Source organism: Streptomyces roseifaciens (assembly GCF_001445655.1).
In the GTDB taxonomy this organism is placed as follows: domain Bacteria; phylum Actinomycetota; class Actinomycetes; order Streptomycetales; family Streptomycetaceae; genus Streptomyces; species Streptomyces aureoversilis.
The window spans coordinates 1,666,714-1,691,672 of the sequence record NZ_LNBE01000004.1 but is presented as its reverse complement, the minus strand read 5'-3'; the positions used below and the strand labels follow the sequence as shown (position 1 = coordinate 1,691,672).

At 73.9% G+C, this 24,959-nt stretch carries 25 protein-coding genes, 1 tRNA gene and 1 pseudogene; 17 read left to right on the top strand and 10 right to left on the bottom strand.

Annotated elements, in window-relative coordinates; translation table 11 throughout:
- The first annotated feature begins 16 nt into the window (after positions 1–16).
- The gene (pabB, locus tag AS857_RS24750) at positions 17–2,260 is read left to right on the top strand and encodes an aminodeoxychorismate synthase component I (RefSeq protein ID WP_058045454.1); all 2,244 of its coding nucleotides are present in this window, start codon (positions 17–19) and stop codon (positions 2,258–2,260) included.
- Here the strand turns inward: pabB and AS857_RS41600 are convergent.
- Together AS857_RS41600 and AS857_RS24745 are read right to left on the bottom strand one after the other, a co-directional pair.
- A pseudogene (locus tag AS857_RS41600) lies at positions 2,251–2,970 on the bottom strand (transaldolase family protein); the annotation flags it as partial. The gene pabB and the pseudogene AS857_RS41600 overlap by 10 nt on opposite strands.
- A 317-nt stretch (positions 2,971–3,287) precedes the next feature.
- Positions 3,288–4,289 carry a transaldolase family protein gene (locus AS857_RS24745; protein WP_058045453.1) on the bottom strand — a complete coding sequence of 334 codons (1,002 nt, stop codon included), beginning with the start codon at positions 4,287–4,289 and terminating at the stop codon, positions 3,288–3,290.
- Between the two features lie 262 nt (positions 4,290–4,551).
- On the opposite strand from AS857_RS24745, the gene AS857_RS24740 reads away from it, so the two are divergent.
- The 9 genes from AS857_RS24740 (at position 4,552) to AS857_RS36860 (ending at position 14,838) form a co-directional block, all read left to right on the top strand.
- Positions 4,552–5,757 carry a sedoheptulose 7-phosphate cyclase gene (locus AS857_RS24740; protein WP_245700455.1) on the top strand — a complete coding sequence of 402 codons (1,206 nt, stop codon included), beginning with the start codon at positions 4,552–4,554 and terminating at the stop codon, positions 5,755–5,757.
- Entirely contained in the window at positions 5,750–6,547 is a 798-nt protein-coding gene (locus tag AS857_RS24735; protein WP_058045451.1) for a cupin domain-containing protein, read from the top strand. Before AS857_RS24740 ends, AS857_RS24735 begins: the two co-directional genes overlap by 8 nt.
- Positions 6,544–6,951: a cupin domain-containing protein gene (locus AS857_RS24730; protein ID WP_216824010.1), complete on the top strand. Its 408-nt coding sequence runs from the start codon at positions 6,544–6,546 to the stop codon at positions 6,949–6,951. Before AS857_RS24735 ends, AS857_RS24730 begins: the two co-directional genes overlap by 4 nt.
- A 47-nt stretch (positions 6,952–6,998) precedes the next feature.
- Positions 6,999–8,690 carry an FAD-binding oxidoreductase gene (locus tag AS857_RS24725; RefSeq protein ID WP_058047026.1) on the top strand — a complete coding sequence of 564 codons (1,692 nt, stop codon included), beginning with the start codon at positions 6,999–7,001 and terminating at the stop codon, positions 8,688–8,690.
- Between the two features lie 12 nt (positions 8,691–8,702).
- Complete coding sequence (locus tag AS857_RS24720; RefSeq protein WP_058045450.1) at positions 8,703–9,944, top strand: acyltransferase family protein; 1,242 nt, start codon at positions 8,703–8,705, stop codon at positions 9,942–9,944.
- On the top strand, positions 9,941–11,140 hold the full coding sequence (locus AS857_RS24715) for an acyltransferase family protein (protein ID WP_058045449.1): 1,200 nt from the start codon (positions 9,941–9,943) through the stop codon (positions 11,138–11,140). Before AS857_RS24720 ends, AS857_RS24715 begins: the two co-directional genes overlap by 4 nt.
- 99 nt (positions 11,141–11,239) lie before the next feature.
- On the top strand, positions 11,240–12,187 hold the full coding sequence (locus tag AS857_RS24710) for an aldo/keto reductase (protein ID WP_058045448.1): 948 nt from the start codon (positions 11,240–11,242) through the stop codon (positions 12,185–12,187).
- A gap of 99 nt (positions 12,188–12,286) precedes the next feature.
- Positions 12,287–13,570, top strand: coding sequence for an MFS transporter (locus AS857_RS24705; RefSeq protein WP_058045447.1), 1,284 nt, complete (start codon positions 12,287–12,289; stop codon positions 13,568–13,570).
- 5 nt (positions 13,571–13,575) lie between these two features.
- Entirely contained in the window at positions 13,576–14,838 is a 1,263-nt protein-coding gene (locus AS857_RS36860) for a nitroreductase/quinone reductase family protein (RefSeq protein ID WP_063804350.1), read from the top strand.
- Positions 14,839–14,960: 122 nt separating this feature from the next.
- On the opposite strand, the gene AS857_RS24695 is transcribed toward AS857_RS36860, so the two are convergent.
- The 4 genes from AS857_RS24695 to AS857_RS24680 all read right to left on the bottom strand — a co-directional run bounded on the left by AS857_RS24695 (position 14,961) and on the right by AS857_RS24680 (position 16,632).
- Positions 14,961–15,050, bottom strand: a tRNA-Ser gene (locus AS857_RS24695).
- A gap of 90 nt (positions 15,051–15,140) precedes the next feature.
- On the bottom strand, positions 15,141–15,659 hold the full coding sequence (gene tadA, locus AS857_RS24690; RefSeq protein ID WP_058045446.1) for a tRNA adenosine(34) deaminase TadA: 519 nt from the start codon (positions 15,657–15,659) through the stop codon (positions 15,141–15,143).
- A 34-nt stretch (positions 15,660–15,693) separates the two neighbouring features.
- On the bottom strand, positions 15,694–16,221 hold the full coding sequence (locus tag AS857_RS24685; protein WP_058045445.1) for a tRNA adenosine deaminase-associated protein: 528 nt from the start codon (positions 16,219–16,221) through the stop codon (positions 15,694–15,696).
- 174 nt (positions 16,222–16,395) lie between these two features.
- On the bottom strand, positions 16,396–16,632 hold the full coding sequence (locus AS857_RS24680) for a hypothetical protein (protein WP_058045444.1): 237 nt from the start codon (positions 16,630–16,632) through the stop codon (positions 16,396–16,398).
- A gap of 189 nt (positions 16,633–16,821) precedes the next feature.
- Between AS857_RS24680 and upp the strand changes: the two genes are divergently transcribed.
- Positions 16,822–17,457 (top strand): uracil phosphoribosyltransferase, encoded by a 636-nt coding sequence (gene upp / locus AS857_RS24675; RefSeq protein ID WP_058045443.1) that lies wholly within the window; start codon positions 16,822–16,824, stop codon positions 17,455–17,457.
- 102 nt (positions 17,458–17,559) lie between these two features.
- On the opposite strand, the gene AS857_RS24670 is transcribed toward upp, so the two are convergent.
- The 3 genes from AS857_RS24670 to AS857_RS24660 all read right to left on the bottom strand — a co-directional run bounded on the left by AS857_RS24670 (position 17,560) and on the right by AS857_RS24660 (position 19,509).
- Positions 17,560–18,279 (bottom strand): LytR C-terminal domain-containing protein, encoded by a 720-nt coding sequence (locus tag AS857_RS24670; RefSeq protein WP_058045442.1) that lies wholly within the window; start codon positions 18,277–18,279, stop codon positions 17,560–17,562.
- Positions 18,280–18,434: 155 nt separating this feature from the next.
- Complete coding sequence (locus tag AS857_RS24665) at positions 18,435–18,731, bottom strand: type II toxin-antitoxin system VapB family antitoxin (RefSeq protein ID WP_030368795.1); 297 nt, start codon at positions 18,729–18,731, stop codon at positions 18,435–18,437.
- Positions 18,732–18,897: 166 nt separating this feature from the next.
- Positions 18,898–19,509, bottom strand: a complete 612-nt coding sequence (locus AS857_RS24660) for a helix-turn-helix domain-containing protein (RefSeq protein ID WP_216824009.1) — start codon at positions 19,507–19,509, stop codon at positions 18,898–18,900.
- A gap of 87 nt (positions 19,510–19,596) precedes the next feature.
- Here AS857_RS24660 and AS857_RS24655 point away from each other — a divergent pair, with 87 nt between their 5' ends.
- Positions 19,597–20,295 carry a B3/B4 domain-containing protein gene (locus AS857_RS24655; RefSeq protein ID WP_058045441.1) on the top strand — a complete coding sequence of 233 codons (699 nt, stop codon included), beginning with the start codon at positions 19,597–19,599 and terminating at the stop codon, positions 20,293–20,295.
- Between the two features lie 28 nt (positions 20,296–20,323).
- Here the strand turns inward: AS857_RS24655 and AS857_RS24650 are convergent, their stop codons facing one another.
- Positions 20,324–20,962 (bottom strand): HhH-GPD-type base excision DNA repair protein, encoded by a 639-nt coding sequence (locus AS857_RS24650; RefSeq protein WP_058045440.1) that lies wholly within the window; start codon positions 20,960–20,962, stop codon positions 20,324–20,326.
- Positions 20,963–21,161: 199 nt separating this feature from the next.
- Here AS857_RS24650 and AS857_RS24645 point away from each other — a divergent pair, with 199 nt between their 5' ends.
- The 5 genes from AS857_RS24645 (at position 21,162) to AS857_RS24630 (ending at position 24,888) form a co-directional block, all read left to right on the top strand.
- Complete coding sequence (locus tag AS857_RS24645; RefSeq protein ID WP_058045439.1) at positions 21,162–21,974, top strand: alpha/beta fold hydrolase; 813 nt, start codon at positions 21,162–21,164, stop codon at positions 21,972–21,974.
- 179 nt (positions 21,975–22,153) lie between these two features.
- The gene (locus AS857_RS40085) at positions 22,154–22,306 is read left to right on the top strand and encodes a hypothetical protein (RefSeq protein WP_160330272.1); all 153 of its coding nucleotides are present in this window, start codon (positions 22,154–22,156) and stop codon (positions 22,304–22,306) included.
- 58 nt (positions 22,307–22,364) lie between these two features.
- On the top strand, positions 22,365–24,113 hold the full coding sequence (locus tag AS857_RS24640) for an asparagine synthase-related protein (protein WP_058045438.1): 1,749 nt from the start codon (positions 22,365–22,367) through the stop codon (positions 24,111–24,113).
- Positions 24,104–24,412, top strand: coding sequence for a PqqD family protein (locus AS857_RS39150; RefSeq protein ID WP_058045437.1), 309 nt, complete (start codon positions 24,104–24,106; stop codon positions 24,410–24,412). The genes AS857_RS24640 and AS857_RS39150 overlap by 10 nt, the downstream gene beginning before the upstream one ends.
- Positions 24,409–24,888, top strand: coding sequence for a lasso peptide biosynthesis protein (locus tag AS857_RS24630; protein ID WP_058045436.1), 480 nt, complete (start codon positions 24,409–24,411; stop codon positions 24,886–24,888). The genes AS857_RS39150 and AS857_RS24630 overlap by 4 nt, the downstream gene beginning before the upstream one ends.
- Positions 24,889–24,959: the final 71 nt, after the last annotated feature.

Sequence of the window (24,959 nt, the reverse complement as noted above, 5' to 3'; positions counted from 1 at the left end):
ACGGACTTCATTCACTGTGCGCACTCTGCTCGTCGACAACTACGACTCCTTCACCTACAACCTGTTCCACTACCTGGCCCGCGTGAACGGGCGGCCGCCGGAGGTCGTCCGCAACGACGACCCGGACTGGCACCCCGGCCGCCTCGCGGAGTTCGACAACGTCGTCCTCTCCCCCGGGCCCGGAACGCCGCTGCGCGAGGCCGACTTCGGGATCTGCCGCGCGATCGCCGAGCGCACCGACCTGCCGCTGCTGGGCGTGTGCCTGGGCCACCAGGGCATCGGGATGCTGCACGGCGCGACCGTGAGCCGCGCGCCGCGCCCGCACCACGGCCGCACCTCCCCCGTCCTGCACGACGGCACCGGCCTCTTCGCCGGCCTGCCCTCGCCCTTCGAGGTCGTGCGCTACCACTCCCTCGCCGTCACCGACCTGCCCGGCGTGCTGAAGGCGACGGCCTGGACGCCCGACGGGGTGCTGATGGGCCTGGAACACCGGGAGCGGCCGCAGTGGGGCGTGCAGTTCCACCCCGAGTCGGCGGGCAGCCACTACGGCATCGAGCTGCTGGCCAACTTCCGCAGGCTGTCGGAGGAGCGCCGGCCCGCGGACCGGCCCGCCGTCGAACTCACCCGGCCGCAGCAGACACTCCCGGCACGGCAACCGGCACCGGCCCCCGCCCCGGCCCCGGCCGCCCACCGACACTCCCAGCCCCAGCCCCACCCTCACCCCCATCCCCATCCCCATCCCCATCCCCGCCGCAGCCTGCGCGTCCTCGCCGAGCAGCTGCCCACCCGCTGGGACGACGAGACCGTCCACGCCCGCCTCTTCGGCGGCGGCGATCCGCACGACCCGCACACCTTCTGGCTGGACAGCAGCCGTCGTGACGGCGAGCTGGGCCGCTTCTCCTTCATGGGGGACGCCTCGGGGCCGCTCGCCCGCGTCGCGAAGGCCGACGTGTGGAGCTCGACGGTCACGGTGCGCTCCGCCGGCGGCACGGTCACCGACATCGTCTCGGGCGCGTTCCTGGAGTGGCTCGACCGCGACCTCGCCGCGACCCGCGCGAGCGTCCCGGAGCTGCCGTTCGACTTCGCGCTCGGCTGGGTGGGCTACCTGGGCTACGAGCTGAAGGCCGAGTGCGGCAGCCGGGCCGTGCACCGCTCGGAGGAGCCGGACGCGTACATGGTCTTCGCCGACCGGGCCGTCGTCCTCGACCACGCGACCGGCACCACCCACCTGCTGGCCCTGGCCGAGGACGGGGCGGAGGACGGACGCGGGAACGAGCGCGACGCCCGCGCCTGGCTGGCCGCGACCGCCCGCCTGCTCGACGCCGCGGCCGGCGAGGAGACCCCGTACGCCGGTCCCCCGGCGCCCCTGTCCGAGGCCCGCCTGCGTCACGACCGCTCCGCCTACCTGGGCCTGATCGACGAGTGCCTGGAGGAGATCGCAGCGGGCGAGACGTACGAGGTGTGCCTGACGAACATGGCCGAGGCGCGCGGCGACCTCGACCCCTGGGAGGGCTACCGGTACCTGCGCCGCTTCAGCCCGGCCCCGTTCGGCGCGCTGCTGCGCTTCGGCGACCTGTCGGTGCTGAGCACCTCGCCCGAGCGGTTCCTGCGCGTCGGCGCGGACGGCACGGCCGAGTCGCGGCCCATCAAGGGCACCCGCCCGCGCGGGGCCACGGAGCAGGAGGACGCGGCGCTGCGCGCCGAGCTCCTCGGCCACGAGAAGGACCGCGCCGAGAACCTGATGATCGTCGACCTGGTCCGCAACGACCTGGGCCGCTGTGCCGAGACCGGCAGCGTGGACGCGTCCGGGAGCTTCCGGGTGGAGACGTACGCGACGGTGCACCAGCTGGTGAGCACCGTGCGGGCCGTGCTCCGCCCGGACGTCTCGGCCGTGGACTGCGTCCGCACCGCCTTCCCCGGCGGCTCGATGACCGGCGCGCCGAAGCTGCGCACCATGCGCATCATCGACCACCTGGAGAACGGCCCGCGCGGCGTCTACTCCGGCGCCCTCGGCTGGTTCTCGCTGACCGGGGCAGCCGACCTCAGCATCGTCATCCGCACGGCCGTGGTCACTCCCGGCCGGGTCCGCTACGGGGTGGGCGGCGCGATCGTCGACCTCTCCGACGCGGCGGAGGAGTTCGAGGAGACCGTGGTGAAGGCGGCCCCGCTGCTGGCGCTGACGGCGCCGAGCAGCTCGCTCCAGCGCAGGGACCGCAGCCGCGCGGCGCGCTCGGCGAGCTCGCGCGTGGTGTGCACGTAGCCGGCGCCCAGGATCTCCAGGGAGTCCAGGACCCGGGCGGAGGCGCGGCCCCGGCCGGTGACGGCGTCGCCGCGCGGGTTGCCGCGCTCGGCGACGGCCTCCAGGGTCGCCGGGCTCATGGTGGTGATGGTGTCCCAGACGACGAGCTCGTCCACGTAGCGGGTGTCGGGGATCCCCGGGGTCCGTACGGCGGTGTCCGTCCAGCGCATCCGGTGCGGGCGGGCGCCGTGGGAGGCGAGCTCGCGCCAGGCGGCCCCGGCCAGCAGCTGCTCGTGGCAGTGGAAGACGAGCCGCGCCGAGGCGAGTGCGGCCTCCCCGCGCATCACCTGCGCCGCCTCGGACGAGGAGCGGCACAGCTGCTCGTCGAAGGCGGCGTCCACGGGCGCGAGCGGCACCGAGACGACGGCCTGCAGCGCGGCGAGGTCGCGGCCCGCGCGGCGGGCGCGGCGCAGGCCGTCCAGCCAGGCGGCGGCCGCCAGGTCGTAGTGCCCGGGCGAGAGCACGGGGCCGACGTCCACGCCGACGCCCTCGGCCAGGCAGTCGGCGGCCGCGGCCAGCCCCTCGGGGCCGGCGGGCAGGGCGACCAGGGCGTTGGGCCGGTCCACGGCCCGCCACAGGCGCAGCGCCGTCGCCGTGTCCGCGGCGGGGCCGACCTCCACCGCGACGTGCCCGTCGCGGCCGCCGGTGCGCTCGTGGACGGGCAGCAGCACGTCGCAGGCGCGCCGGGCCTCGGCGGCGAGCAGCGCCTCGGCGGCCGGCCCGGCCTCGCGCAGGGGGCGGCCCGGCCACGGGGCGCGGGTGCGCCGGCGCAGGGAGCGGGTGAGGGGCTCGGGCCCCAGGGCCAGCCCGGTGATCAGCCCGTCGTCGACGAGCCGGGCCAGCCGGCGCGGGTTGGGCTCGTGCCACCCGGCACCGTCCAGCCAGCGCGAGACGCCCTCGTCCGCCAGCAGGCTGATGACGCCCGCGCCGCACACCTTGTCACTCCTTGCCCTGCCGGTTTCCCGGCAGCATCACATTTCCCGCAGCATCACATTCCCGGCAGCATTCGTGCGAGACCGCGCCGCTCGATGCACGCCGCGGAATCCTCGGCGGAAATGCCGTACCAGTCAAGGAAGCTGATGGTGCGTCGCGCGTCCTCGTGGCGCAGGTCATCCGCACCGCCGCCCGCCGGCCCGGCCGGGGTTACCGTCGGCTGCCCGTCGAGGGCACCGAGGACGTCCTCGGGCAGGGCGACGGTCGCGCCCGGCGCCGCGAGTTCCGCGAGCCCGGAGAGAATGTCACTTTCGCCGGAGCGGACGGGCGGGCCGCCGAGCGACCAGACGGGCCGGGGCTCCCGCGCGCCGGCCGCGGCCAGGGCGCGCCAGCGCGGCGACGCGAGGAAGTCGCGGTGCGCGCGGCGGACGAGGCGGGCGGTGGCGAGCCCCGCCCGGCCGCGCAGCGCCGCCGTCTCGTGCCCGCCGACCGCGTCCAGCCGGGCGTCGACGACGGCGTCGATCCGGCGCACGGGCACCGACGCGGCGGTGTGCAGGCGGGAGAGGTCCAGCCCGGCGGCGCGGGCGCGCTCCAGGCCGGCGCGGAAGGCGTCGAGGACGCGCCCGTAGCGGGCGGCCGAGCCGATCCAGGCCACGTGCACGCCGATGCCCTCGGCCAGCATGTCCGCCACGGCCGGCAGCGCCCGGGGCGCGGCCGGCACGCAGACCAGCAGGTCGGGGCGGGCGACGAGCCCGTGCAGGACGCGGGCCTCGCCCAGCAGCGCGGCGGCGTCGCCGGAGCCGCGCACGGTGAGCCCGGCGGAGACCGGGCCGCCGCCCGCGGCGGCCAGCGCGGCGCAGGCCCGGCGCAGCTCCTCCGTGGTGACGTGCGGGCCGCAGGCGAGGCCGGTGACCTGCCGGTCGTGGACGAGCCGCCGCAGCGCGTCGGGGGTGAGCCGGGCGCGGCCGGCGTCCTCGATCCATACGGACACGGCCGGGCGGGCCGGCGCGCCGCTGCGGACCGGTCGGTCGAGGGTCGCGGTCAGGGGTCCTGTCATGGACCGGAACTCTGCGGCGCGCGGATCGCCTCCGGCAATTCCGGGGCGCGCAATCGTCAGGAATTCACGGGAGTGTCACCTTCCCCAATTCCCCTACCTGACAACTCCTTTGCTATCTGACAGCAACGCGATACGGGCTTGGCCGCGCGGCTCACCGCCTTCCACGATCACTTCCCGAATCACCGCGGAACCGAATCACCGCGGGATCGATTCACCGCAGGACCGAATCACCGCAGGACACCGAACCCTCGGGGGAGAGAACGTGACGGAAACGCCCATGACGACGCCGGGTCTCGTGACGCGGAGCGACCGCGTGGACGCCTGGAAGGTCAGCGCGTCGATGCCCGTGCACTACGAGATCCAGGTGTGCGCCGACGCCTTCGGCCTCGACAACACCGCGCTGCTCGGCCACGCGGGGCAGCGCCCCGAGCGGATCCGCCGCTTCGTCGTCGTCGACGCCAACGTCCTCGCACTGCACGGCGACCGCATCCGCAGCTACTTCGAGCACCACGGCGTCGAGTACGCGCTGCACGCCGTACAGGCGGACGAGACCGTCAAGAGCCTGGACACCGCCACGGAGATCGTGCGCGCCCTGGACGCCTTCGGCATCGACCGCCGGCGCGAGCCGATCGTCGTGATCGGCGGCGGCGTGCTCATGGACATCGTGGGCCTGGTCGCCAACCTCTACCGCCGCGGCACGCCCGTCGTCCGCGTCCCCACCACGCTCATCGGCCTCGTGGACGCCGGCGTCGGGGTCAAGACCGGCGTGAACTTCAACAACCACAAGAACCGGCTGGGCACCTACTTCGCGTCCTCCCTCACCCTCCTGGACCGCTCCTTCCTGGTCACCGTCGACCGCCGGCACATCGCCAACGGCCTCGCCGAGATCCTCAAGATGGCCCTGATCAAGGACGCGCGCCTGTTCGACCTGCTGGAGGAGTACGGCCCGCGGCTGCTGGAGGAGAAGTTCCAGGGCACCACCCCCGCCCTGGAGCGCGCCGCGACCGAGGTCGTCCAGCGCGCCATCCACGGGATGCTGGAGGAGCTCCAGCCCAACCTGTGGGAGACCGAGCTGGAGCGCGTCGTCGACTACGGGCACACGTTCAGCCCCACCGTCGAGATGCACGCCCTGCCCGCCCTGCTGCACGGCGAGGCGGTGTGCGTCGACATGGCGCTGACCACCGTCCTCGGCTGGCGCCGCGGCCTGGTCGGCACCCGGCAGCGCGACCGCATCCTGGCCGTCATGCGGTCCCTCGAACTGCCCAGCTGGAACGCCCTGCTGGAGCCGGGCCTGCTGGCCGAGGCGCTGGCCGACACCGTGCGCCACCGCGACGGGCAGCAGCGGCTGCCGCTCCCGGCCGGCATCGGCGAGGCGGTCTTCGTCAACGACGTCACCGAGGACGAGCTCGCCGTCGCCGTCGACGACCTGCGCCGCCTGGGCAGCGCGCAGGAGGCCGTCCGTGTCTGAGGTCACCGAGGCCCCCGCCCCCGGGGCCACCGCGGTCGCGCCCGCCGCGCCAGCAGCACTCTTCGCCGACGTCTCCGGCGCCGCCGACATCCACGGCGTGCACGGCGCGGCCGGCCTCACCCACTGGAAGTGCCTGGCGACCCGCCGCGATCTGCGCGGCGACTGGGAGGCCGTGGAATGGGCCAGCATTCCGCCCGGCGGCGTGAGCGGCGAACACCGGCACACCCGTACCGAGGAGATCTATTTCATCCTCTCCGGCCGCGGTGAATTCCTGCTGAACGGCACCGCGCACCCCGCCCGCCCGGGCTCCCTCCTGCTCACCGGGACCGGCGCCGTGCACGGCCTGCGGAACACCGGCGAGGACCACCTGGACTGGCTCGTCATCGAAATGCTCGCACCCCCCACGGCCGCCGCGCTGCGGGGCGACACGCCGCGCGCGGCGGAGGAGAAGACTGTGAATCCGGCGAACGCCGAACTGCACGACCTGCGCGCCGAGGGCTCGGTCGACCCGGGCCGGGTCTTCACCGGCCCGCTGCGCACCGTCGAGATCGACACGCTGGAGCCGAGCGCGACGCGCACGCTGCACTCGCGCGGCGCCGAGCACACCGTCTTCGTGCTCTCCGGCTCCGGCTGGGCCGCCTCGGGCGGCACGACCGTCGAGCTCGCCCCCGGCACCGCCCTGACGCTGCCGCTGGGCACCACCGCCGAGATCGCCGCCAACCACGACGGCATGGAGTTCTTCCACGCCGAACTCGCCGTACCGGCCCCGGCCGCCGGGGAGGAGCGGTGATCGTCCAGCGCGCGGACGCCTCCGCCCGCTTCCTGAACGCCGCGGGCCCCTCGGCCGAGTGGGCCTGCCTGGCCCGGCGCGGCATGCTCCACAGCGAGTGCGAGGCCGTCGACCTGCTGCGCCTCGGCCCGGGCGCCACCGTCGCCCACCGCCCCGCCGAGGGCGTCGAGCAGGCCCTGTACGTCCTCGCAGGCGGGGGCGAGGCCGTCTCGGGCGGCACCGTCCGCCCCGTGGGCCCGGGCGACCTGCTGCTCGCGCCGCACGACTGCCGGCTGACCGTACGCGCTCTGGACGAGGGCCTGGAGCTGCTGACCGTACGCGTCCTGCCCGCGCGGACCATCGGCCGCCTGCCCGCGCGGATCCCCGAACTGCCGGAGGAGCAGCGGATGGAGTGCGTCCGTTGACCGGCACCGACGACGCCATCGACCACGACAAGAGGAGCGGGAACGTCATGAGCAAGGTGAGCCGGCGGGGCTTCCTCGCCCGGACCGGTGGAGCGGCCGGCGCGGCGGTCGGCGCCGCGGCCGTCCCGGGCCTGCTCGGCAGCGCCACGGCCGTGGCCGCCGACAAGGGCGCGGCGGGCCGCCTGTCCCTGGGCACCGACCTCGTCACCGTCAAGCGCGGCGAGGCCCGCTACGGCGACCTGATCACCGGCTTCAACCAGCGCTGGGTCGGCAAGCCGGACGCCGTGCGGCTGCCCACGACCACCGAGCACGTCGTCAGGGCCGTCCAGGAGGCGGTCGACGGGAAGAAGACGCTCACCGTGCGCGGCGGCGGTCACGGCTTCGAGGACTTCGTCTTCCGGCCCGACGTCGAGGTCGTCCTCGACATGACCCTGATGGACGCCGTCTACTTCGACACCGACCGCAAGGCGTTCGCCGTCGAGGCGGGCGCGACCCTGCTGGACGTCTACGAGACGCTCTACGAGGGCTGGGGCGTCTTCATCCCGGGCGGCGTCTGCTACGCCGTGGGCATCGGCGGGCACGCCTCGGGCGGCGGCTACGGCATGCTCTCCCGCAAGCACGGCCTGGTCGTGGACCACCTGTACGCCGTCGAGGTCGTCACCGTGGACGCCTCGGGCAAGGCCAGGGCGGTCGTCGCGACGCGCGAGGAGAACGACCCCAACCGCGACCTGTGGTGGGGCTACGCGGGCGGCGGCGGGGGCAACTTCGGCGTCATCACCCGCTACTGGTTCCGCTCCGCCGGCGCCACCGGCTCCGACCCCGCGAAGCTGCTGCCGAACCCGCCGGCCGAGGTGCTCGTCACGGCCGCCTCCTGGCCCTGGGAGAAGGTCACCCAGCGCGGCTTCACCGACTTCGTGAAGTTCTACGGCGAGTGGCACGAGAAGAACAGCGGCGCCAACTCGCCCTACGCAGGCCTGTGCAGCTGGCTGTTCCTCAACCACAAGGCCTCGGGCGCCCTCGGCATGCTGCTGCAGATGGACGGCGACGTGCCGGACGCCGAGAAGCTCGTCGACGACTTCCTCAACGGCCTCAACAAGGCCCTCGGCGTCGCCCACCAGGAGCTCGGCGAACAGGTCGGCGAGCTGCGCGCCATGCCGGAGTTCGCCAGCACCAAGCGGCTCCCGTGGCTCAAGGCCACCCGCTACATCGGCACCAGCAGCGAGCTGCAGACCAACCCCACCTTCCGCGGCGAGCACAAGTCCGCGTACATGAAGAAGGGTTTCCCGGACCACCAGATCGCCGCGATCTGGAAGCACCTCACCCGCGGCGACTACGCCAACAAGTACGGCGGCCTCGTCGCCACGTCCTTCGGCGGCCGCATCAACGAGGTCGCCCCCGACGCGACCGCCGTCGCCCAGCGCAGCTCGATCCTCAAGCTGCTCTACCAGACGTACTGGACCGACCCGGCGGACGACGCGAAGAACCAGGCCTGGCTGCGCGAGTTCTACCGCGACATGTACGCGGAGACCGGCGGCGTGCCCGTGCCGAACGCGGTCACGGACGGCTGCTACGTCAACTACGCGGACAGCGACATCGGCGATCCGAAGCTCAACACCTCGGACGTCCCCTGGCACCGCCTCTACTACAAGGACAACTACGCCCGCCTGCAGAAGGTGAAGGCGAAGTACGACCCGAAGAACGTCTTCCGGCACCGCCAGTCGGTCCGGCTCCCCTCCTGATAGGGCATCCCCGTGTCGCAGAAGCCGCACAGCTCCGCGAGCCCACCGGGCTCGCCCGCGCTCCCCGGATCCTCCAGACTCCCCTCCCTGACGGGCATGCGGTTCGTCGCCGCGATCCTCGTCTTCGTCACCCACGCCGCCGTCGCGAAGCTGTTCGCCGACGACTCCCTCAACGACGTGGTCGTGCAGTACACCAGCCGCGCCGGCTACCTCGGCGTCGGGTTCTTCTTCGTCCTCAGCGGCTTCGTCCTGACCTGGTCGGCGAAGGCCGGGGACGGCCCGCGGCGGTTCTACCGGCGCCGGCTGGCGAAGATCTACCCCAACCACTTCGTGACCTGGCTCGCCGGCATGCTGCTGATGATCTGGGCGGGGACGGCGGTGACGGCCGGCAACACCGTGCCGAGCCTCTTCCTCGTCCAGAGCTGGGTGCCGCAGCTGGACGTCCTCGCGGGCACCAACGGCCCCAGCTGGTCGCTCTCCTGCGAGCTGCTGTTCTACCTGTCGTTCCCGCTGCTGCACGGCCTGATCCGCAGGATCCGGCCCGAGCGGCTGTGGATGTGGGTGGGCATCGTGATCGCCGCGTTCGTGGCGGTGCCGCTCGTCGCGCAGCTGCTCCCCGGCAGCCCCGACTCCCCCTGGCAGCCGGTCTCGTGGTGGCGGTACTGGTTCGTCTACTTCCTGCCCGCCACCCGCGTGCTGGACTTCGCCCTCGGCATCCTGATGGCCCGCGTCGTGATGACCGGCCGCTGGATCGGCATGAAGCAGCTGCCCGCCCTGGCCCTCCTGGCCGCCGGCTACGCGCTGATGGTGTTCCTGCCGGACGCGTGGGGACTCGTGGCGCCGACGGCGCTGCCGATCGCCCTGCTGATCGCCGCAGCGGCGGTGGCCGACACCAAGGGCGAGCGGTCGCCGTTCGCGGCCCGGCCGATGATCTGGCTGGGCGAGGTGTCCTTCGCCTTCTACATCGTGCACTTCCTGGTCTTCCAGTACGGCCCGATGGGGCTCGCCGCGACCGACTCGTCGGCAGGCAAGACGTGGGACACCCCGGGCGCCCTCGGCATCATGGCCCTGACGTTCGCGCTGGCCCTGTTCTTCGGATGGCTGCTGTACGTGCTGGTGGAGCGGCCCGCGATGCGGCGCTTCGGGCGCCCGCGCCGCCGGCCGGAGCCCGCCGCCGGGCCTGGCGGATCTGCCGGGCCTGCCGGGCCTGCCGCGCCCGCCTCGCGGGAGCCGGTGGGAGCTGATCAGCGGTGACCGTGCAACCCGGCGTACGGGTACGGGAGGCCGCCGCCCCGGCGGCCTCCCCGGCCCCCGCCGCCTCTCCCGCCTCCACCGCCTCCCCCGCGTCCCCGGTCTCCCGCTCGCGCCTTCCGTCCCTGACGGGCATGCGGTTCATCGCCGCCCTGCTGGTGTTCCTGTACCACGCGTCGCTGCCGCACGTGGCGACCGATCTGTTCGCCGACGGCGGCGCGGCGGAGACGTACCGTCAGGTGCTGAGCCGGGCGGGCTGGGTGGGGGTGTCGTTCTTCTTCGTCCTCAGCGGCTTCGTGATGACGTGGTCGGCGCGCCCCGGCGACCGCGCGGTGTCCTTCTGGCGCCGCCGCTTCTTCAAGATCTTCCCCAACCACGCGGTGATGTGGGTCCTGGGCCTGCTGCTGATCGCGGCCTCCACCACCGGGGCGGCGCAGGCGGTGCCGAACCTGCTGCTGGTGCAGTCCTGGTTCCACGACATCGACGTGTACTTCAGCGTCAACCCGCCCAGCTGGTCGCTCTCGTGCGAGCTGCTCTTCTACCTGACGTTCCCGTTCTGGGTGCGGCTGGTGCGGCGCATCCGTGCGGAACGGCTGTGGTGGTACGCGGGCGGCACCGTGGCCGCCGTCGTGGGCGTCGCCCTCGCCGCCGACCTGTTCGTCCCCGGCTCGCCGGTGATCGAGGTGCCGTACGCGGTCTCGGAGCCGCAGTTCTGGCTGGTCTACATCCTGCCCGCCACCCGCCTGCTGGACTTCGTGCTCGGCATCCTCATGGCCCGCATCGTCCTCGAAGGCCGCTGGCTCCGCCTGGGCCTGCTGCCCGCCGGCCTGCTGACGGTGGCGGCGTACGGCGTCTCCCTGCTCGTCCCGCCGCCGTACGCGATCAACGCGATCACGATCGCGCCGTTCGCCCTGCTGATCCCGGCCGCCGCCATGGCCGACGTGAACGGCACGCGGTCGCCCTTCCGCGGGCGGGTGATGCTGTGGCTGGGAGAGGTGTCCTTCGCGTTCTACATGGTCCAGCAGGTCCTGCTGGAGTTCGCCCGCGGCCGCATGGGCGCCCGCTGGGCCCTGCCCACGCCGCTCGCCCTTGCCGTCCTCGCCCTGGAGGCCGGCGCCGCCCTGCTCTGCGCCTGGCTGCTCTACGTCTGCGTCGAGCGCCCGGCCATGCGCTTCGCGAGGCCGCGGAAACGAACCTGACAAACAGGTCCGGCCCCGTCGCGGGCCCCGCCCGGGCCGTCTAGATTTTTACTTGAAAGTTCAAATGCTCCTGATCGGGGGCAGAGAGGAAGTCCGACGATGCGCACCACCACGCTGGGGAAGAACGGCCCGGAGGTCGGCCGGATCGGTCTGGGGACGATGGGCATGTCCTTCGCCTACGACCCGCAGAACCGGAACGACGACGCCTCCGTCAAGGTCATCCACCGCGCGATCGACCTGGGCGTCACCCTGCTGGACACCGCCGACGTCTACGGCCCGTTCACCAACGAGGAGCTGGTCGGCAAGGCCCTCGCGGGACGCCGCGACGAGGTCGTGCTCGCCACCAAGGGCGGTCTGGTCCTCGACGAGAACGGCCTGGCCCTCAACGGCCGCCCCGACTATCTGAAGTCGGCCCTGGAGGCGAGCCTCAAGCGCCTCGGCACCGACCACGTCGACGTCTACATGCTGCACCGCATCGACCCGGGCGTCCCGGTCGAGGAGAGCTGGGGCGCGCTCGCCGAGCTCGTCGCCGCCGGCAAGGTCGGCGCGATCGGCCTGTCCGAGGTCGCGCTGGAGGACGTCAAGCGCGCCCAGGCCGTGCACCCGGTCGCCGTCGTCGAGTCCGAGGCGTCGCTGTTCACCCGCGACTCCTTCGGCGAGGTCCTCCCCTACTGCAACGAGCAGGGCATCGCCTTCCTGCCCTACTCGCCGCTGGGCCGCGGCCTGCTCACCGGCCGCTTCAGCAACCCCGCCGACCTCACCGAGGACGACTGGCGCCGCGCCATGCCCCGCTTCACCGAGGAGGCCATGGCCGCCAACAAGGCCATCGTGGACACCGTCGCCACGATCGCCGACCGCCACGGCGTCACCCTCTCGCAGGTCGCCCTGGCCTGGCTCGTGGCCCAGGGCGAGCACGTCGTGCCGATCCCGGGCACCAAGACGCTCGCCTACCTCGAGCAGAACGCCGCGGCCGCCGACGTCGAGCTGACCGCCGCCGAGATCGCCGAGCTCGACGCCCTCCCCGCCCCCGTCGGCGCCCGCGAGTAGCGGCCGCCCCGGCACCCGGACCCGGGCCGGCGGCGCGTGGATCCCCCGCCACGCACCGCCGGCCCGCACTCCTCGCCCCGGCACGTCCCCCGGAGAACCATGCCCCTGCCCATCCTGGCCATGATGCTGTGCACCTTCAGCATCGGCACCGCGGAGTCCGTCATCGCGGGCATCCTGCCGCGCATCGCGGACGACCTCGGGGTCTCGCTGTCCGCGGCGGGGCTGCTGGTGAGCGTGTACGCGGCCGTCGTGGTCGTCGTCGGCCCGCTGATGACGCTGGCCACCGGCCGGCTGCCCCGCAAGCCCCTCCTCCTGGGCATGCTGGCGCTCTTCGCCCTCGGCAACGTGATCGCCGCACTCGCCGCCCCGGCCGGCTCGTACGCCCTCCTCGTCACCGGACGCCTCGTCAGCGCCTTCGCCCACTCCACGGTCTTCGCCCTCTGCCTGACCTCCGCCGGCGAACTCGCCCCGCCCGGGCAGCGCGCCTCCGCCGGCGCCAGGATCACCCTCGGCTTCGGCCTCGCCATGGTCCTCGGCGTGCCCCTCGGCACCTTCATCGGCCAGCACTACGGCTGGAGCGCCACCTTCTGGACCATCACGGCCATGAGCCTGGCCTGCCTCGCCCTGCTGGCCCGCTGCTTCCCCTCCGGCCCGCAGCGGCCCGCCACGGACGGCAGCACAACAGCCGACGGGGGCGGCGCGGCAGGCGGCGGGAGCGCCCTCGCCGAACTGCGCGTCCTGGCCCGCCCCCGGGTCCTGCGCGCCATCGCCATCACCGTCTTCTGCAGCGCCGGCGTCTTCACCGCCTTCACCTACGCGGTGCCCCTGCTCACGGACGTCAGCGGCTTCGGCGAACAGGCCGTCACGGCGCTGCTGCTCCTCTACGGCGCGGGCGGCGTCGCCGGGAACGCGCTCGGCGGCAAGGCGGCCGACCGGTCCCTCGTGCCGTCCCTCACCGTGATCCTCGCCGCCGTGACGGGCGCTCTGCTCCTGCTGGCCGCGGTGGCCTCCCTCCCCTGGCTCACCGCAGGCGCCCTCCTGCTGCTGGGCCTGGCCTACTTCGGCACCGTGCCCGGCCTCAACACGATCATCGTCACCTCCGCCGAGGTCGGCTCGCCGACGCTCGCGCTGTCCGTCAACAGCTCGGCCTTCAACATCGGCATCGCCGCGGGCGGCCTGCTCGGCGGCGCGACGGTCCAGTCCGGTGCGGGCCTGCGCGCAGCGCCGGTCGTGGGCGCGGCCGTCGTGGCCGCAGGACTCGCGGTGTGCGCGTACGAGCTGAGGACCCGCCGCCGCCCGGCCCGTGTGCCCGCCACCTCCCCGGCAGGTCCCGCAGAACCCGTACGCCCCGTAGAACCCGCAGGCCTCGCAGGAAAGGACTGACCGCCATGCCCCGGCCCCCCGCTCCCGGCGCCGCAGACAGCAACGCCAACCCCTTCAACCAGCGCATCATCGAGGAGTTCCGCGCCCACGCGGGCCGCGTGGGCGGCGACTTCGAAGGCGTCCCGCTGATCCTCCTCACCACCACCGGCCGCCGCAGCGGCCTCCCCCGCACCACCCCGGCGACGTACCTGCGCGACGGCGGCGACTGGGTCGTCTTCGCCGCCAACGGAGGCGACGACACCGACCCCGCCTGGTGCCGCAACCTGCGCGCGCACCCCGTCGCCACCGTGGAGCACGAAGGACGCACCTTCTCCGTGGAGGCCGTCTTCACCGAAGCCACCGAACGCGACCGCCTCTACGCGGCGCAGGTCGCGGTATCGCCGCAGTTCGCGGACTTCGAGAAGCGCACGGACCGGGTCATCCCGGTGGTACGCCTGCGCGCCGCCGGCACCGCCCGTGACCCCCGCCCCGCCTACCGGCTCGACCACCACGCCTTCACCGTGACCGACCTCGACGGGGCCGTCGCCTTCTTCACCGACGCCCTCGGCGCGCAACTCCTCCACGAGGAAGGACCCATCGCCCACGCCACCGGCGACTGGATGCACCGCAAACTCGGCGTCCACCCGCGCGCCGTCGCCCGGATCGCGATGCTGCGCCTCGGCCCGGTCACCCGCATCGAGCTCTTCCAGTACGCGGACCCCGATCAGAAGCCCGCGCCGCCGCCGGCCGGAACCACGGGCCACCACCGCCTCGCCGTGCGCGTCGGCGACCCCGGCGCCGCCGCACGGCACCTGGCCGGCGTCCCCGGCATCACGCCGGACGGGACCCCGGGCGACTTCCCGACCCCCTGGGGCCTGACCCTGCGCCTGCTGCAGCTCCCGCCGGACGGCCCCGCGGAACCGCACGTGGACCACGTCGCCCACACCGTGGCCGACGTGGACGCCGCCGTCGCCTTCTTCACGGACGTCCTGGGCGCCGAGGAGACCCACCGGACCCCCGAGGGCGACGCCGCCCTGCGCCTCGGCCCCGCCGGCCGCATCGTGCTCACCCCCGGCGCCCCGGCCGCCCCGCCGCGCAACAGCGACATCGGCGGCCGGCACCTCGCCTTCGACGTCGACGACGTGGACGCCGCCGCCGCGCACCTGGCCACGGTCCCGGGCGTCGGCCTCCTCGGCACCCCGGAGACCATCGCGGAAGGCCCCCTGACCGGCGACCGCTGGCTCTACTTCACGACGCCCACCGGCATCCCGATGGAGATCAGGCACTGACCACCCGCCCCGAAGGCACCCGGAAAGCCCCCGGAACCGTCAGGCACCCGAAAGGCCCCGGAAGCGTCCCGGAAAAGCAGAACACCCCTCCGTCCGTGTTTCCACGGGCGAAGGGGTGTCGCTGGCGGTAGCGGTGGGATTTGAACCCACGGTGGAGTTGCCCCCACACACGCTTTCGAGGCGTGCTCCTTAGGCCGCTCGGACACGCTACCGAGAGAGAGCTTAGCGGACGGTGGGCCGTGCTCTGAAATCGGTTCGGGGGCGAAGGGGTGTGACGCTCCTCATCAGGGCCGCCGGGGCGCTCAGCGGCTGCGGAAGAAGTCCGTCAGGAGCCCCGCGCACTCCCCGGCGAGGACGCCCTGGATCACCTCGGGACGGTGGTTGAGCCGGCGGTCGCGCAGGACGTCCCACAGGGAGCCCGCCGCACCGGCCTTCTCGTCCACGGCGCCGTAGACGACGCGGTCGACGCGGGAGAGGACAATCGCACCCGCACACATCGTGCACGGCTCCAGCGTCACCACCAGCGTGCACCCCGCGAGGCGCCACTCGCCCACGGCCCGCGCCGCCTCGCGCAGGGCGAGGACCTCGGCGTGACCGGTGGGGTCGCCGGTGGCCTCGCGCTCGTTGCGGCCGCGGCCGATGACGGAGCCGTCCGGACCCAGCACGACGGCGCCGACCGGCACGTCGCCGGTGGCGGGGGCCCGTACGGCCTCGTCCAGGGCGGCCCGCATGGGGCCGGTCCACGGTGCGCGTACGGGGTCGTGCTCCGCTCCGGCCGGAGCGGCGCGGGAGGTACCGGGGTCGCGGACGGCTTCGTTCATGGCACCAGTGTGAGCGAACCTGCCCGGGCGGGCGTCAGCGCACGGCCTCCAGGACGTCCGTGCAGCCGAGGGCGTCGGCGATCTCGCTGAGGGCGTCCCCTTCGAGGGCGAGCAGCTCCTTCCCGCCCACGCCGAGGTCGGAGAGGAGCTCGTAGTCGCCGAGGGGGCCGTCCGGCCGCGGCTCGGCGGCGTCCGTCCCCTCGGTGTCGTCCTCCACGGGGTCGGGCTCGCCGTCCTCCGTGCCGTCCAGGTCGAGGTCGTCGAGCTCGTCGGCATCGGTGTCGTCGCGGCCGATCAGCTCGTCGACGAGCATCGCGCCGTACGAGCTGCGGCCCGCGACGACGGCGTTCGAGACGAAGACGCGCGGATCGTCCTCACCGTCGACGCGGACGACGCCGAACCAGGCGCCCTCCTGCTCGATGAGGGCGAGGACCGTGTCCTCCTCGGAGGAGGCTTCCCGGGCCAGGTCGGCGAGGTCGGCCAGGGTTTCCACGTTGTCGAGTTCTGTGTCGCTCGCTTCCCATCCGTCGTCGGTGCGCGCGAGCAGTGCGGCGAAGTACACCGTGACTCTCCCACTGGTCATAGGCGGTGCCGGGCCGGACGGGGACCACCCCGCCCACTCGGAATCGTGGCAGAAACCTCGCCGTTGCGAGAGGTCTTCCGCGCTGCGTCGTGCAGCAGTCCGAAGAGATGTGCCTCACGTGGCGCTGCGGGCACCGCCGTCCGGGCGGCCGCGTCACCAGCGGAAGGTCCTCATCCGCATCTGCTGGCGCATCCGGGCGGCCCGCGCCCGGCGCGGCTGGACGCGGTCGCGGAGCTCCTTCGCCTCGTTGAGCTCGCGCAGGAACTGGGCGCGTCTGCGGCGGCGGTCCGCCTCCTCCTCGGCCCCGGGGCCGGGTTCGGCGCCGGTGCGGGGTTCGGGCGCCGGTGCGCCACGCGTCGTGTCGGGCTTCTCGGGGGCGTCTTCAGCCATGGCAGGACCACCTCGTGCCGAGTGCTTCGCCGGCCACGCCCGGAGCGACAGACCGGGCGTACGTGCCCACTTTCCCCCTAAGTGGTGGTTTGATGCCAGTGCGGCGACAGACCCCCGCAGACCTGCGGCGGAGGGTCGAACGCCGCACGGCGGCGGCCCGGGGCCGAAAGCTCGGTTAATGTCGATGTCATGCGGATCCACGTCGTCGACCACCCCCTGGTGGCGCACAAGCTCACCACCCTGCGCGACAAGCGCACCGATTCCCCCACCTTCCGGCGTCTCGCCGACGAGCTGGTCACCCTGCTCGCCTACGAGGCCACGCGCGACGTGCGCACCGAGCAGGTGGACATCGAGTCCCCGGTGACGGCGACCACCGGCGTCAAGCTCTCCCACCCGCGCCCGCTCGTGGTGCCGATCCTGCGCGCCGGCCTCGGCATGCTCGACGGCATGGTCCGGCTGCTGCCGACCGCCGAGGTGGGCTTCCTGGGCATGATCCGCAACGAGGAGACCCTCAAGGCGGAGACCTACGCCACGCGCATGCCCGACGACCTCTCGGGCCGCCAGGTCTACGTCCTGGACCCGATGCTGGCGACCGGCGGCACGCTGGTCGCGGCGATCAACGAGCTGATCGAGCGCGGCGCCGACGACGTCACCGCGATCTGCCTGCTGGCCGCCCCGGAGGGCGTCGAGGTCATGGAGCGCGAGCTCGCGGGCGCCCCGGTCACCGTGGTCACCGCCTCGGTCGACGAGCGCCTCAACGAGAACGGCTACATCGTCCCGGGCCTGGGCGACGCGGGCGACCGCATGTACGGCACGGCGGGCTAGCCGCCGGCTCCGACGCACGCGCGGGCCTTCACCGCGCATTCCGCCGGTCTTCCACGTCGTGGAAGACCGGCGGTGTCATGCCGGGCCGCAGGCCTCATCCCCTCAGCACTTCGAGGGCTTCGGCGCCGGGGACGGCGCCTTCGACGGTGACGGGGGCGCCGAGGAGGGCGCGTCCGAGGGAGGCGCCTCGCCCGGTTCGACGCCCATGTCGGTCAGGGCCCGGTCGGCGTCCTGCCGCCCCGTGAGCTCCTTGTACTCGTTGCCGATGACCAGATCGACCTCCTCGTCGACAGCGCGCTGGTCGTTCTTGACCTCGGCACCGGCCATCTGGGTGCCGACGACTCTCAGCGCGCCCTCCGCGGCCGTCGGGGCACCGATCAGCAGGCCCACCTGCTCGACCTTCTTGTCGTAGAGCGCGGGCGCGTTGCCCACCTTGCCGATCTTGAAGCCGCGGCTCTTGAGTTCATCCGCGGTGATCTTGGCGAGTCCGCCGCGCGGAGTCGCGTTGTAGACGTTGACGGTGATGTCGGAGGGGCGTGGCAGCGGTTTCGACTCCTCGCCCTCGTCCGCCGCTTTGCAGTCGCCGTCCTTAGCCCCCTTCCCGCCCTTCGCGCCCGCGCCGTGGGCCTGGGTCTCGCTGGGGCCCCCGGTGAAGACGTCGACGAGCTGGAAGGTCCCCCATCCGGCCAGGGCGAACGCGGCGGTTGAGGTGACTGCGGCGAGCACGATCCTGCGGCGGTTTCTGGGGCGGCGCATGTGCGGGAATCGCTTGCCCGTAATGCGGTACTTCCTGCCCATGCCGGGAGGGGTGAGCATGCTCATGGGCGCAGCGTAGTGCGGGGCAGGGCCGCTGCCTACTAAATGATCAATGGGTTCGCGCGGCCCAACCCGAAAGGCCGAACAACGGCCGGAAACAGACTCCGAACGGCCCCGGCCCCCGGCGGTCCCGGGCGGACGGGCGGGGCGGCCGGCCCCGGCTAGCCCAGTTCGAGCACGCGGGCGTGCAGCACCTGGCGCTGCTGGAGCGCGGCGCGCACGGCGCGGTGCAGGCCGTCCTCGAGGTAGAGGTCGCCGTGCCACTTGACGACGTGGGCGAAGAGGTCGCCGTAGAAGGTCGAGTCCTCGGCCAGCAGGGTTTCCAGGTCGAGCTGCTGCTTGGTGGTCACCAGCTGGTCGAGCCGCACCGGGCGCGGGGCGACGTCCGCCCACTGCCGGGTGCTCTCCCGGCCGTGGTCGGGGTACGGCCGCCCGTTTCCGATGCGCTTGAAGATCACACGGAAAGCCTACCGGGCGACAGGCTCCCGGCGCAGCCACGGCACGGGAGCGCGAAGGCGACAATCGGCCGCATACCAGGAGCAGCGGGGACCGCTCGGCGCACCGTCCGGGACATTACCCACAGCCTGTGGACACAGTCGGGGCACTCCGGCCGTCCATACGGGGTCAGCCGTGCGGCGGTACGAGCACCACTCCGGAGTACTCGACTTCCGACTCCGTACGGTTCGCGTAGGAGTGGGGGTGATCGCCCGCCATGCGGAGACCGTACCCCTGCGGAAGGACCACTTCCTGTCCGCCGGCGGTGACGGCGAGGGTGCCGCGCAGGACATGGATGAGCTCCACGGTGCCGAGGACGTGGGCCTCGCTGTGGTGCTCCTCGCCGGGGGCGAGCCGCCAGTGCCACAGCTCGGCGCCCACGGGCGGGGCGGCTCCGGTGACGAGCACGCCCTTGCCGCCGTCCGGGCCGGCCCACAGGACGGGCTGACCGTCGGGCGCGGTGGCCTGCAGCAGCGGCGCCGCGGGCTGCTGCAGCAGCTCGGTCAGGGGGACGCCGAAGGCGTCGCAGAGACGGACCAGGGTGGCGAGGTTGGGGTTGGAGCGGGCGTTCTCCAGGGCGACGAGCATGCCCTTGCTGACCCGGGCGCGGGCGGCGAGGGTGTCGAGGCTCCAGCCCCGGTCCTTGCGCAGGGCCCGCACGCGGGCGGCGACGGCCTCCATGACGGACCTGTCGTCGCCGGGCTCGCCCGCGTCCGCCATTGCTTCGGTGTTCCCGCTCATGCCGGTCATCTTCGCGCCTCCCGGGATCCGGTCGTTTGATGCTACCGTCCATTTCAATCAAACGACTGCAGGAGGGTGGCACCGTCCATGTCCCTGGACCCGGATCTCGAAGCGGCGGCGGCGAGCGTGCACGTGGAGGAGGCCGTCCGCGCGCTGCGGCCCGACTTCGCCGTGCTGGTGATCGCGGCGGACGGGCTGCCCGCCGGCCCCAGCGACCCCTGGTCGCGCGAGCAGCTCGCCGGCGCCGCCGCGACCGCCGAGGGCCTCGACGTCACCGCGGAGCCCCACATCGCCGCCTGGCGCTCGGCCTACAGCGCGTTCGGCGCCAAGCCGGGCCGTACGCGCAACAGCGCCGAGGCCCTGATCCGCCGCGCCCCCGCGGGCCTGCCCGAGGTCAACCTCCTGGTCGACGTCTACAACGCCGTGTCCGTCGCGCACCGCCTCCCGGTCGGCGGCGAGGACCTGGCCGCGTACGCCGGCGCGCCGCGCCTGGTACGGGCCACCGGCGACGAGCCGTTCGACACGGTGGCCGGCGGCGCGCCGGCCGTCGAGCACCCCGAGCCCGGCGAGGTGATCTGGCGCGACGACCTCGGCGTCACCTGCCGCCGCTGGAACCACCGCCAGTGCGTCCGCACCCGCATCACCGAGAAGTCCACGAGCGCCCTGTTCCTGCTGGAGCGGCTCGGCCCCATGCCGCTCGACGCGCTGCACGCCGCCGCCGACGACCTCCTCGCCCGGCTGCGCGAGCGTGCGCCGGACCTGCGCGCGGTCTCCCGCCTGACCTGACCGGCGGCCGGGCCGGGCGCGGGCGGGGTCAGCCCTGCTTCGTCTGCCGCGGGGTCCTCCTGGCGGGCCGGACGGTCGCCTTCTTGGCCGCCCCCTCCTTGGCGGCGCGCTTCACCTCCTGCTTGTGCTCCCGCACCTTGGCCAGCGACTCGGGCCCGGTGATGTCCGCGACCGAACGGTAGGAGCCCTCCTCGCCGTAGGCTCCGGCCGCCTCGCGCCAGCCCTCCGGCGCGACCCCGAGCTGCTTGCCCAGCAGCGCGAGGAAGATGCGGGCCTTCTGCTCGCCGAAGCCGGGCAGCTCCTTGAGCCGCCGGAGCAGCTCCTCCCCGGTCGCGGCGCCCTCCCACACCGCGCTCGCCTCGCCGCCGTAGTGCTCGACCAGGTACTGGCAGAGCTGCTGGACGCGCTTGGCCATCGCACCCGGGTAGCGGTGCACCGCCGGCTTCTCCGACAGCAGCGCCGCGAACGCCTCCGGGTCGTACGCGGCGATCTCGTACGCGTCGAGGTCGTCGCGGCCCATCCGCTGAGTGATGGCGTACGGACCGGCGAACGCCCACTCCATGGGGATCTGCTGGTCCAGCAGCATCCCCGTCAGCGCGGCGAGCGGGCTGCGGCCGAGCAGGGCGTCGGCCTCGGGCTGCTGGGCGAGGTGAAGGGTCTTGTCCATGCGTCGATGATCGCCCCGCGGCGCCCGCGCGGGAGGGAGCCGGGATCCCGGGGTGTCACCCTTTCCCGCCCGCTGTGCGAACGGGTGAACCAGGAAGAGGCGGTCTTGCGGACGGTGCGCCGCGGCGGCTGTCATGGACGGACTGCGGCCGGACCCACCGGGGCGCCCGAGCGGCACGTCCGAGCAAGGGAGGCCCGGCATGGCGCGAGTCCGCGTGCGCGGCGCGGAGCTCTTCCACGAGGTCGTGGGCGAGGGCGAGCCGCTGGTCCTCGTCCACGGCGGGCTGACCGACCACTACACCTGGCAGGCGGTCGTCCCGGCCCTCGCGGAGTCCTTCCGCGTCCTCGTCTACGACCGGCGCGGGCACAGCGCCAGCACCCGCGGCGCCGGCCGCGGCACCCGCAGGGAGCACGAGGACGACCTCGCCGCGCTGCTGCAGACGCTCGGCTTCGCCCCGGCCCACGTCGTCGGCAATTCCTTCGGCGCGTCGACCGCCCTGGGCCTGGCCGTCCGCCGCCCCGACCTCCTGCGCACCGTCATCGCCCACGAGCCCCCGCTGCTGGGCGTCATCCGCGGCGACGACCCCGTCCACGTGCTGATGCGGGCCGCGCAGGACGGCATCGACGCGGCGGTGGCCCTGATCCTCGCCGGGGAGGCGGGCGAGGGGGTGCGCCGCTTCACGGAGGAGGTCGCCCTCGGCCCGGGCTCCTGGGAGGCCCTGCCCGACCGGGTGCGCGCGACCCTCGTCGCCAACAGCCGCGCGTTCGCGGCCGAGCAGTCCGACCCCGGCTGGGCGAGCCTCGACCTCACCCGGCTGTCCGCCTGCACCGGGCCGGCACTGCTGACGTACGGGACGGAGAGCCCGTCGTGGCTGCCGCCGGTCACGGTCGAGCTCTCGCGGACGATGCGGAGGGCGGAGCTGAGGGGCCTGGAAGGTGCAGGCCACATTCCGCATGTGTCGCACCCGGAGGTGTTCGCGGCGATGGTGCGGAGATTCATCGAGGCGGCATGACGCGGCGTGACCGCCGTCCGGGCGCGCGCCCCGGTACCTGAGCGTCCGCGCGCCGCGCGCCCCTGCGCCCGCTCCGGGGCGCCGCTCCAGCGCGTCAGCAGCCCCTGTGCGGGAGCGCCAGGAGTGCCCGACCGTGGAGGGGGACGGACACAGTGCCCTGCGGAAAGAGGGGGACCGCAATGGAGAGCACGCACGCCACCGACCGGCCGGTGCCGGACGACCCGCCCGCGGCCAAGCGCCCCTACGTGGAGCCGCGGATCGACGAGCTCGGCACGGTCGAACAGCTGACCGCCCACGGCGGGTTCCCCCGGCCGGCCGAATCCCTTCTCTGAGCAGCGCGCGTCGTCGGAAGGCCGCAGGACGGCCGTCGGAAGGCCCGGAAGGGAAGCCATGGAGCCCGTCCCTGTACCCGTCGGTGACTACCTGGGCTGCTACGGACGCGTCCCGTTCGGCGGCGACCCGCCCCGCATCTCGTACGTGACCGCCCCCTTCGGACAGCGCCCGGCCTGGTCCGACCCCGGCCGCCACCTCGTCCAGTGGGCGGCGCCGGGGACGCCCCGGGTGCCGTTCCCCTCCGAGCGGGAGAGACTCCTGCTGACCGGCGTCGTCCGCGGCCCGGTCACGCCCGCGTGGGTCGGGCGGCTCGTGGACGCCCTCAAGGAGGGCCGCCACGCGGAACTGGCCCGCCTGCCCGGCGAACTGGCCGGGGCGCTGGTCACAGACCACCGGGTGTTCCTCTTCCGCAGCGCCGCGGGCGAGGAGGGCCTGCACTACCGGTACTCCACGGACCTGCTGCGGTTCTCCACCGACCCGACCGACCTGCTCGACGGCCCCGGGGAGTTCGACCCGGAGGCCGTCCGGCGCTCCTGCCGCGGCGAGACGGTCTTCGTCTACCCCGGCGTCACCCCCGTCCCGCCCGGCCGGATCGTCACCGTCGAGCGCGGGGCGGTGACCACGGCCGCGTACGACCCGGTGACCCCTCTGGAGCTGCCCGCGCGCACCACGATGGCGGAGTACGCCGCGACCGCCTGGGACCTCCTGTTGGAATCCGTACGGCCGTTCGCCGGCCGCGGCCGCACCGGCATCCTGCTCAGCGGCGGCCTGGACTCCGCGGCCGTGCTCGCGGCCCTGGCGGCGGCCGGCGCCGACGTCGTCGCCTACCACCGGGCCACCCGGGACCCCCTCGCGGACGAGTCCGGGTACGCCCGGGCGGTCTGCGAGCACCTGGGGGTGCCGTTCGTGCCGGTCGTGACGGACCACGGCGCCGGATACCTGGACGAGCGGTGGGAGTTCCCCCACCCGTACAACCACACGGCCTACCGGTGGCTCGAACAGACCGCCGAGCGCGTCGCCCGGGACGGGATCACCTTCCTCGCCTGGGGCCGCGAGGGCGACCGGATCTTCGGCCCGGCGCGCTACGGGCTGCACGGCGTGCTCACCGGCGACCTGCCCGCGCGCGAGAAGGCCGTCCTGTGCCGGGGGCTGCTCACCTCGCGCTGGGAGCTCCCCCGCATCCTGCGCAGCGCCTCGCCCGGCTCCTCCCTGCTCGACGACGGCACGCCCGGGCGCGGCGGTGCGCGGTACGCGGACTTCCTCACCCCGCTCGCCGCCGAGCGGGACGGCCCTCCCGCCGACGCGGGCGCCCCGCAGGAGCACCCCGGTCTCACGCCGCAGGAGCACTGCGCGAACCTGACCCTCTGGCGGCCCCGCGGCATCCAGCTGTGCAACCCCCTGGGCAGCAAGGGCCTGCGGCGGCTCTCCGCCCGCATGCCGGACGCCTACCGGCTCCTGCCGCACCAGGGGCGGCTGATCACCAAGCCGGTGCTCCGGCTGATGCTCTCCAGCCGGTTCCCCGCGGCCGTCTGGCGGCGGCACGGCCGGCTGTGGCCCGGCTCCCCGCACAAGGACTACGTCCTCGGCCACCGCCACGTCCTCGCCGCCCTCATCGGCGGGCCGGAGGCGCACCTCGTCCGCATGGGCATCGTCGACCCCCTCCGGCTCGCCGACGTCCTGGCCGAGCCCGCACGGCTGCGCCTCAACGCGGACACCCTGCTCAGCACCGCCATGACCGAGCTGTTCCTGCGCAGCGACGCGCGGCGCACGCCCGCGAAGCGGAGGGGATTCACCCGATGCCTCTGATCGGCCTGGCCGAGCACGCCGTCTTCGACGACACCGACGACGCCGGCCTCATCCTCGACACCCGCCGCGGTGTCTGCCTGTCCCTCAACTCCACGGCCACATACATGCTGCGCACCGCCCTGGCCTGCGACTCCGTGCCCGCGGCCGTCGCCCGGCTGCGCGAGGACTTCGACGCGGACGACGCGACGCTGGCCGCCGGGCTGGCCGGCCTCGCCGACCGGCTGGGCGAGCGGTCCCTGCTGCTCGGCGACGGCGGGTGCCCGCCGCGCAGGCGCCGCCTGCGGAGGGCGGAGCGGTGACCGCGGACTGGGAGTTCTTCCTGGACGGCCCCCGGGAGGGCCCGCCGCCGCCGGCGGTCCCGCTCCGCCTGCGGGCCGTCGCCCTCGCCCGCACGGCCCGGGCGCTGTGGCTGTACCGGCGACGCGGCTGGCGCGGGGCGTACCCGTACCTGTGCCGGGCCCGGCCCGCCCGGGGCTCGGCCGCCCTGTCCGGCCTGTCCCCGGGCACGGCGGTGCGGCTGGCCCGCCGGGAGATCCTCGGCGCCCAGCTGGTGCTCCGCGCGATGCTGCCCAACGGTCCCTGCCTGGCGAGGTCGTTGGCCCTGACCACCTATCTGTGCGCCCTCGGCCTGCCCGCACGCATGACGGTGGCGCGGGGCCGCGCCGCGCCCTCCCCGTCCCAGGCCTTCCACTCGTGGGCCGAGCTCCACGACACGGTGCTGACCGACAACCCCGACGTCCGGCTGGGCTACACGGTGCTGCAACGGGTCCCGTGACGAAGGCTCTTGTCGCGGACGATCGCTTGTTCTAGCGTGATGCGAACAAGGTGCACGATCTTGGCGGCTCG

Excerpts from the sequence above, each read along its gene's own strand:
- tadA (WP_058045446.1), bottom strand. The coding sequence starts at position 15,659 with ATGAACGAAGCCGTCCGCGACCCCGGTACCTCCCGCGCCGCTCCGGCC.
- AS857_RS24645 (WP_058045439.1), top strand. The coding sequence starts at position 21,162 with ATGGCGCGAGTCCGCGTGCGCGGCGCGGAGCTCTTCCACGAGGTCGTG.
- AS857_RS24655 (WP_058045441.1), top strand. The coding sequence starts at position 19,597 with ATGTCCCTGGACCCGGATCTCGAAGCGGCGGCGGCGAGCGTGCACGTG.
- AS857_RS24640 (WP_058045438.1), top strand. The coding sequence starts at position 22,365 with ATGGAGCCCGTCCCTGTACCCGTCGGTGACTACCTGGGCTGCTACGGA.
- AS857_RS24705 (WP_058045447.1), top strand. The coding sequence starts at position 12,287 with ATGCCCCTGCCCATCCTGGCCATGATGCTGTGCACCTTCAGCATCGGC.
- AS857_RS24660 (WP_216824009.1), bottom strand. The coding sequence starts at position 19,509 with ATGAGCGGGAACACCGAAGCAATGGCGGACGCGGGCGAGCCCGGCGAC.
- AS857_RS36860 (WP_063804350.1), top strand. The coding sequence starts at position 13,576 with ATGCCCCGGCCCCCCGCTCCCGGCGCCGCAGACAGCAACGCCAACCCC.
- AS857_RS24670 (WP_058045442.1), bottom strand. The coding sequence starts at position 18,279 with ATGAGCATGCTCACCCCTCCCGGCATGGGCAGGAAGTACCGCATTACG.
- AS857_RS24680 (WP_058045444.1), bottom strand. The coding sequence starts at position 16,632 with ATGGCTGAAGACGCCCCCGAGAAGCCCGACACGACGCGTGGCGCACCG.
- AS857_RS24650 (WP_058045440.1), bottom strand. The coding sequence starts at position 20,962 with ATGGACAAGACCCTTCACCTCGCCCAGCAGCCCGAGGCCGACGCCCTG.
- AS857_RS24745 (WP_058045453.1), bottom strand. The coding sequence starts at position 4,289 with ATGACAGGACCCCTGACCGCGACCCTCGACCGACCGGTCCGCAGCGGC.
- AS857_RS24725 (WP_058047026.1), top strand. The coding sequence starts at position 6,999 with ATGAGCAAGGTGAGCCGGCGGGGCTTCCTCGCCCGGACCGGTGGAGCG.
- AS857_RS24710 (WP_058045448.1), top strand. The coding sequence starts at position 11,240 with ATGCGCACCACCACGCTGGGGAAGAACGGCCCGGAGGTCGGCCGGATC.
- upp (WP_058045443.1), top strand. The coding sequence starts at position 16,822 with ATGCGGATCCACGTCGTCGACCACCCCCTGGTGGCGCACAAGCTCACC.
- AS857_RS39150 (WP_058045437.1), top strand. The coding sequence starts at position 24,104 with ATGCCTCTGATCGGCCTGGCCGAGCACGCCGTCTTCGACGACACCGAC.
- AS857_RS40085 (WP_160330272.1), top strand. The coding sequence starts at position 22,154 with ATGGAGAGCACGCACGCCACCGACCGGCCGGTGCCGGACGACCCGCCC.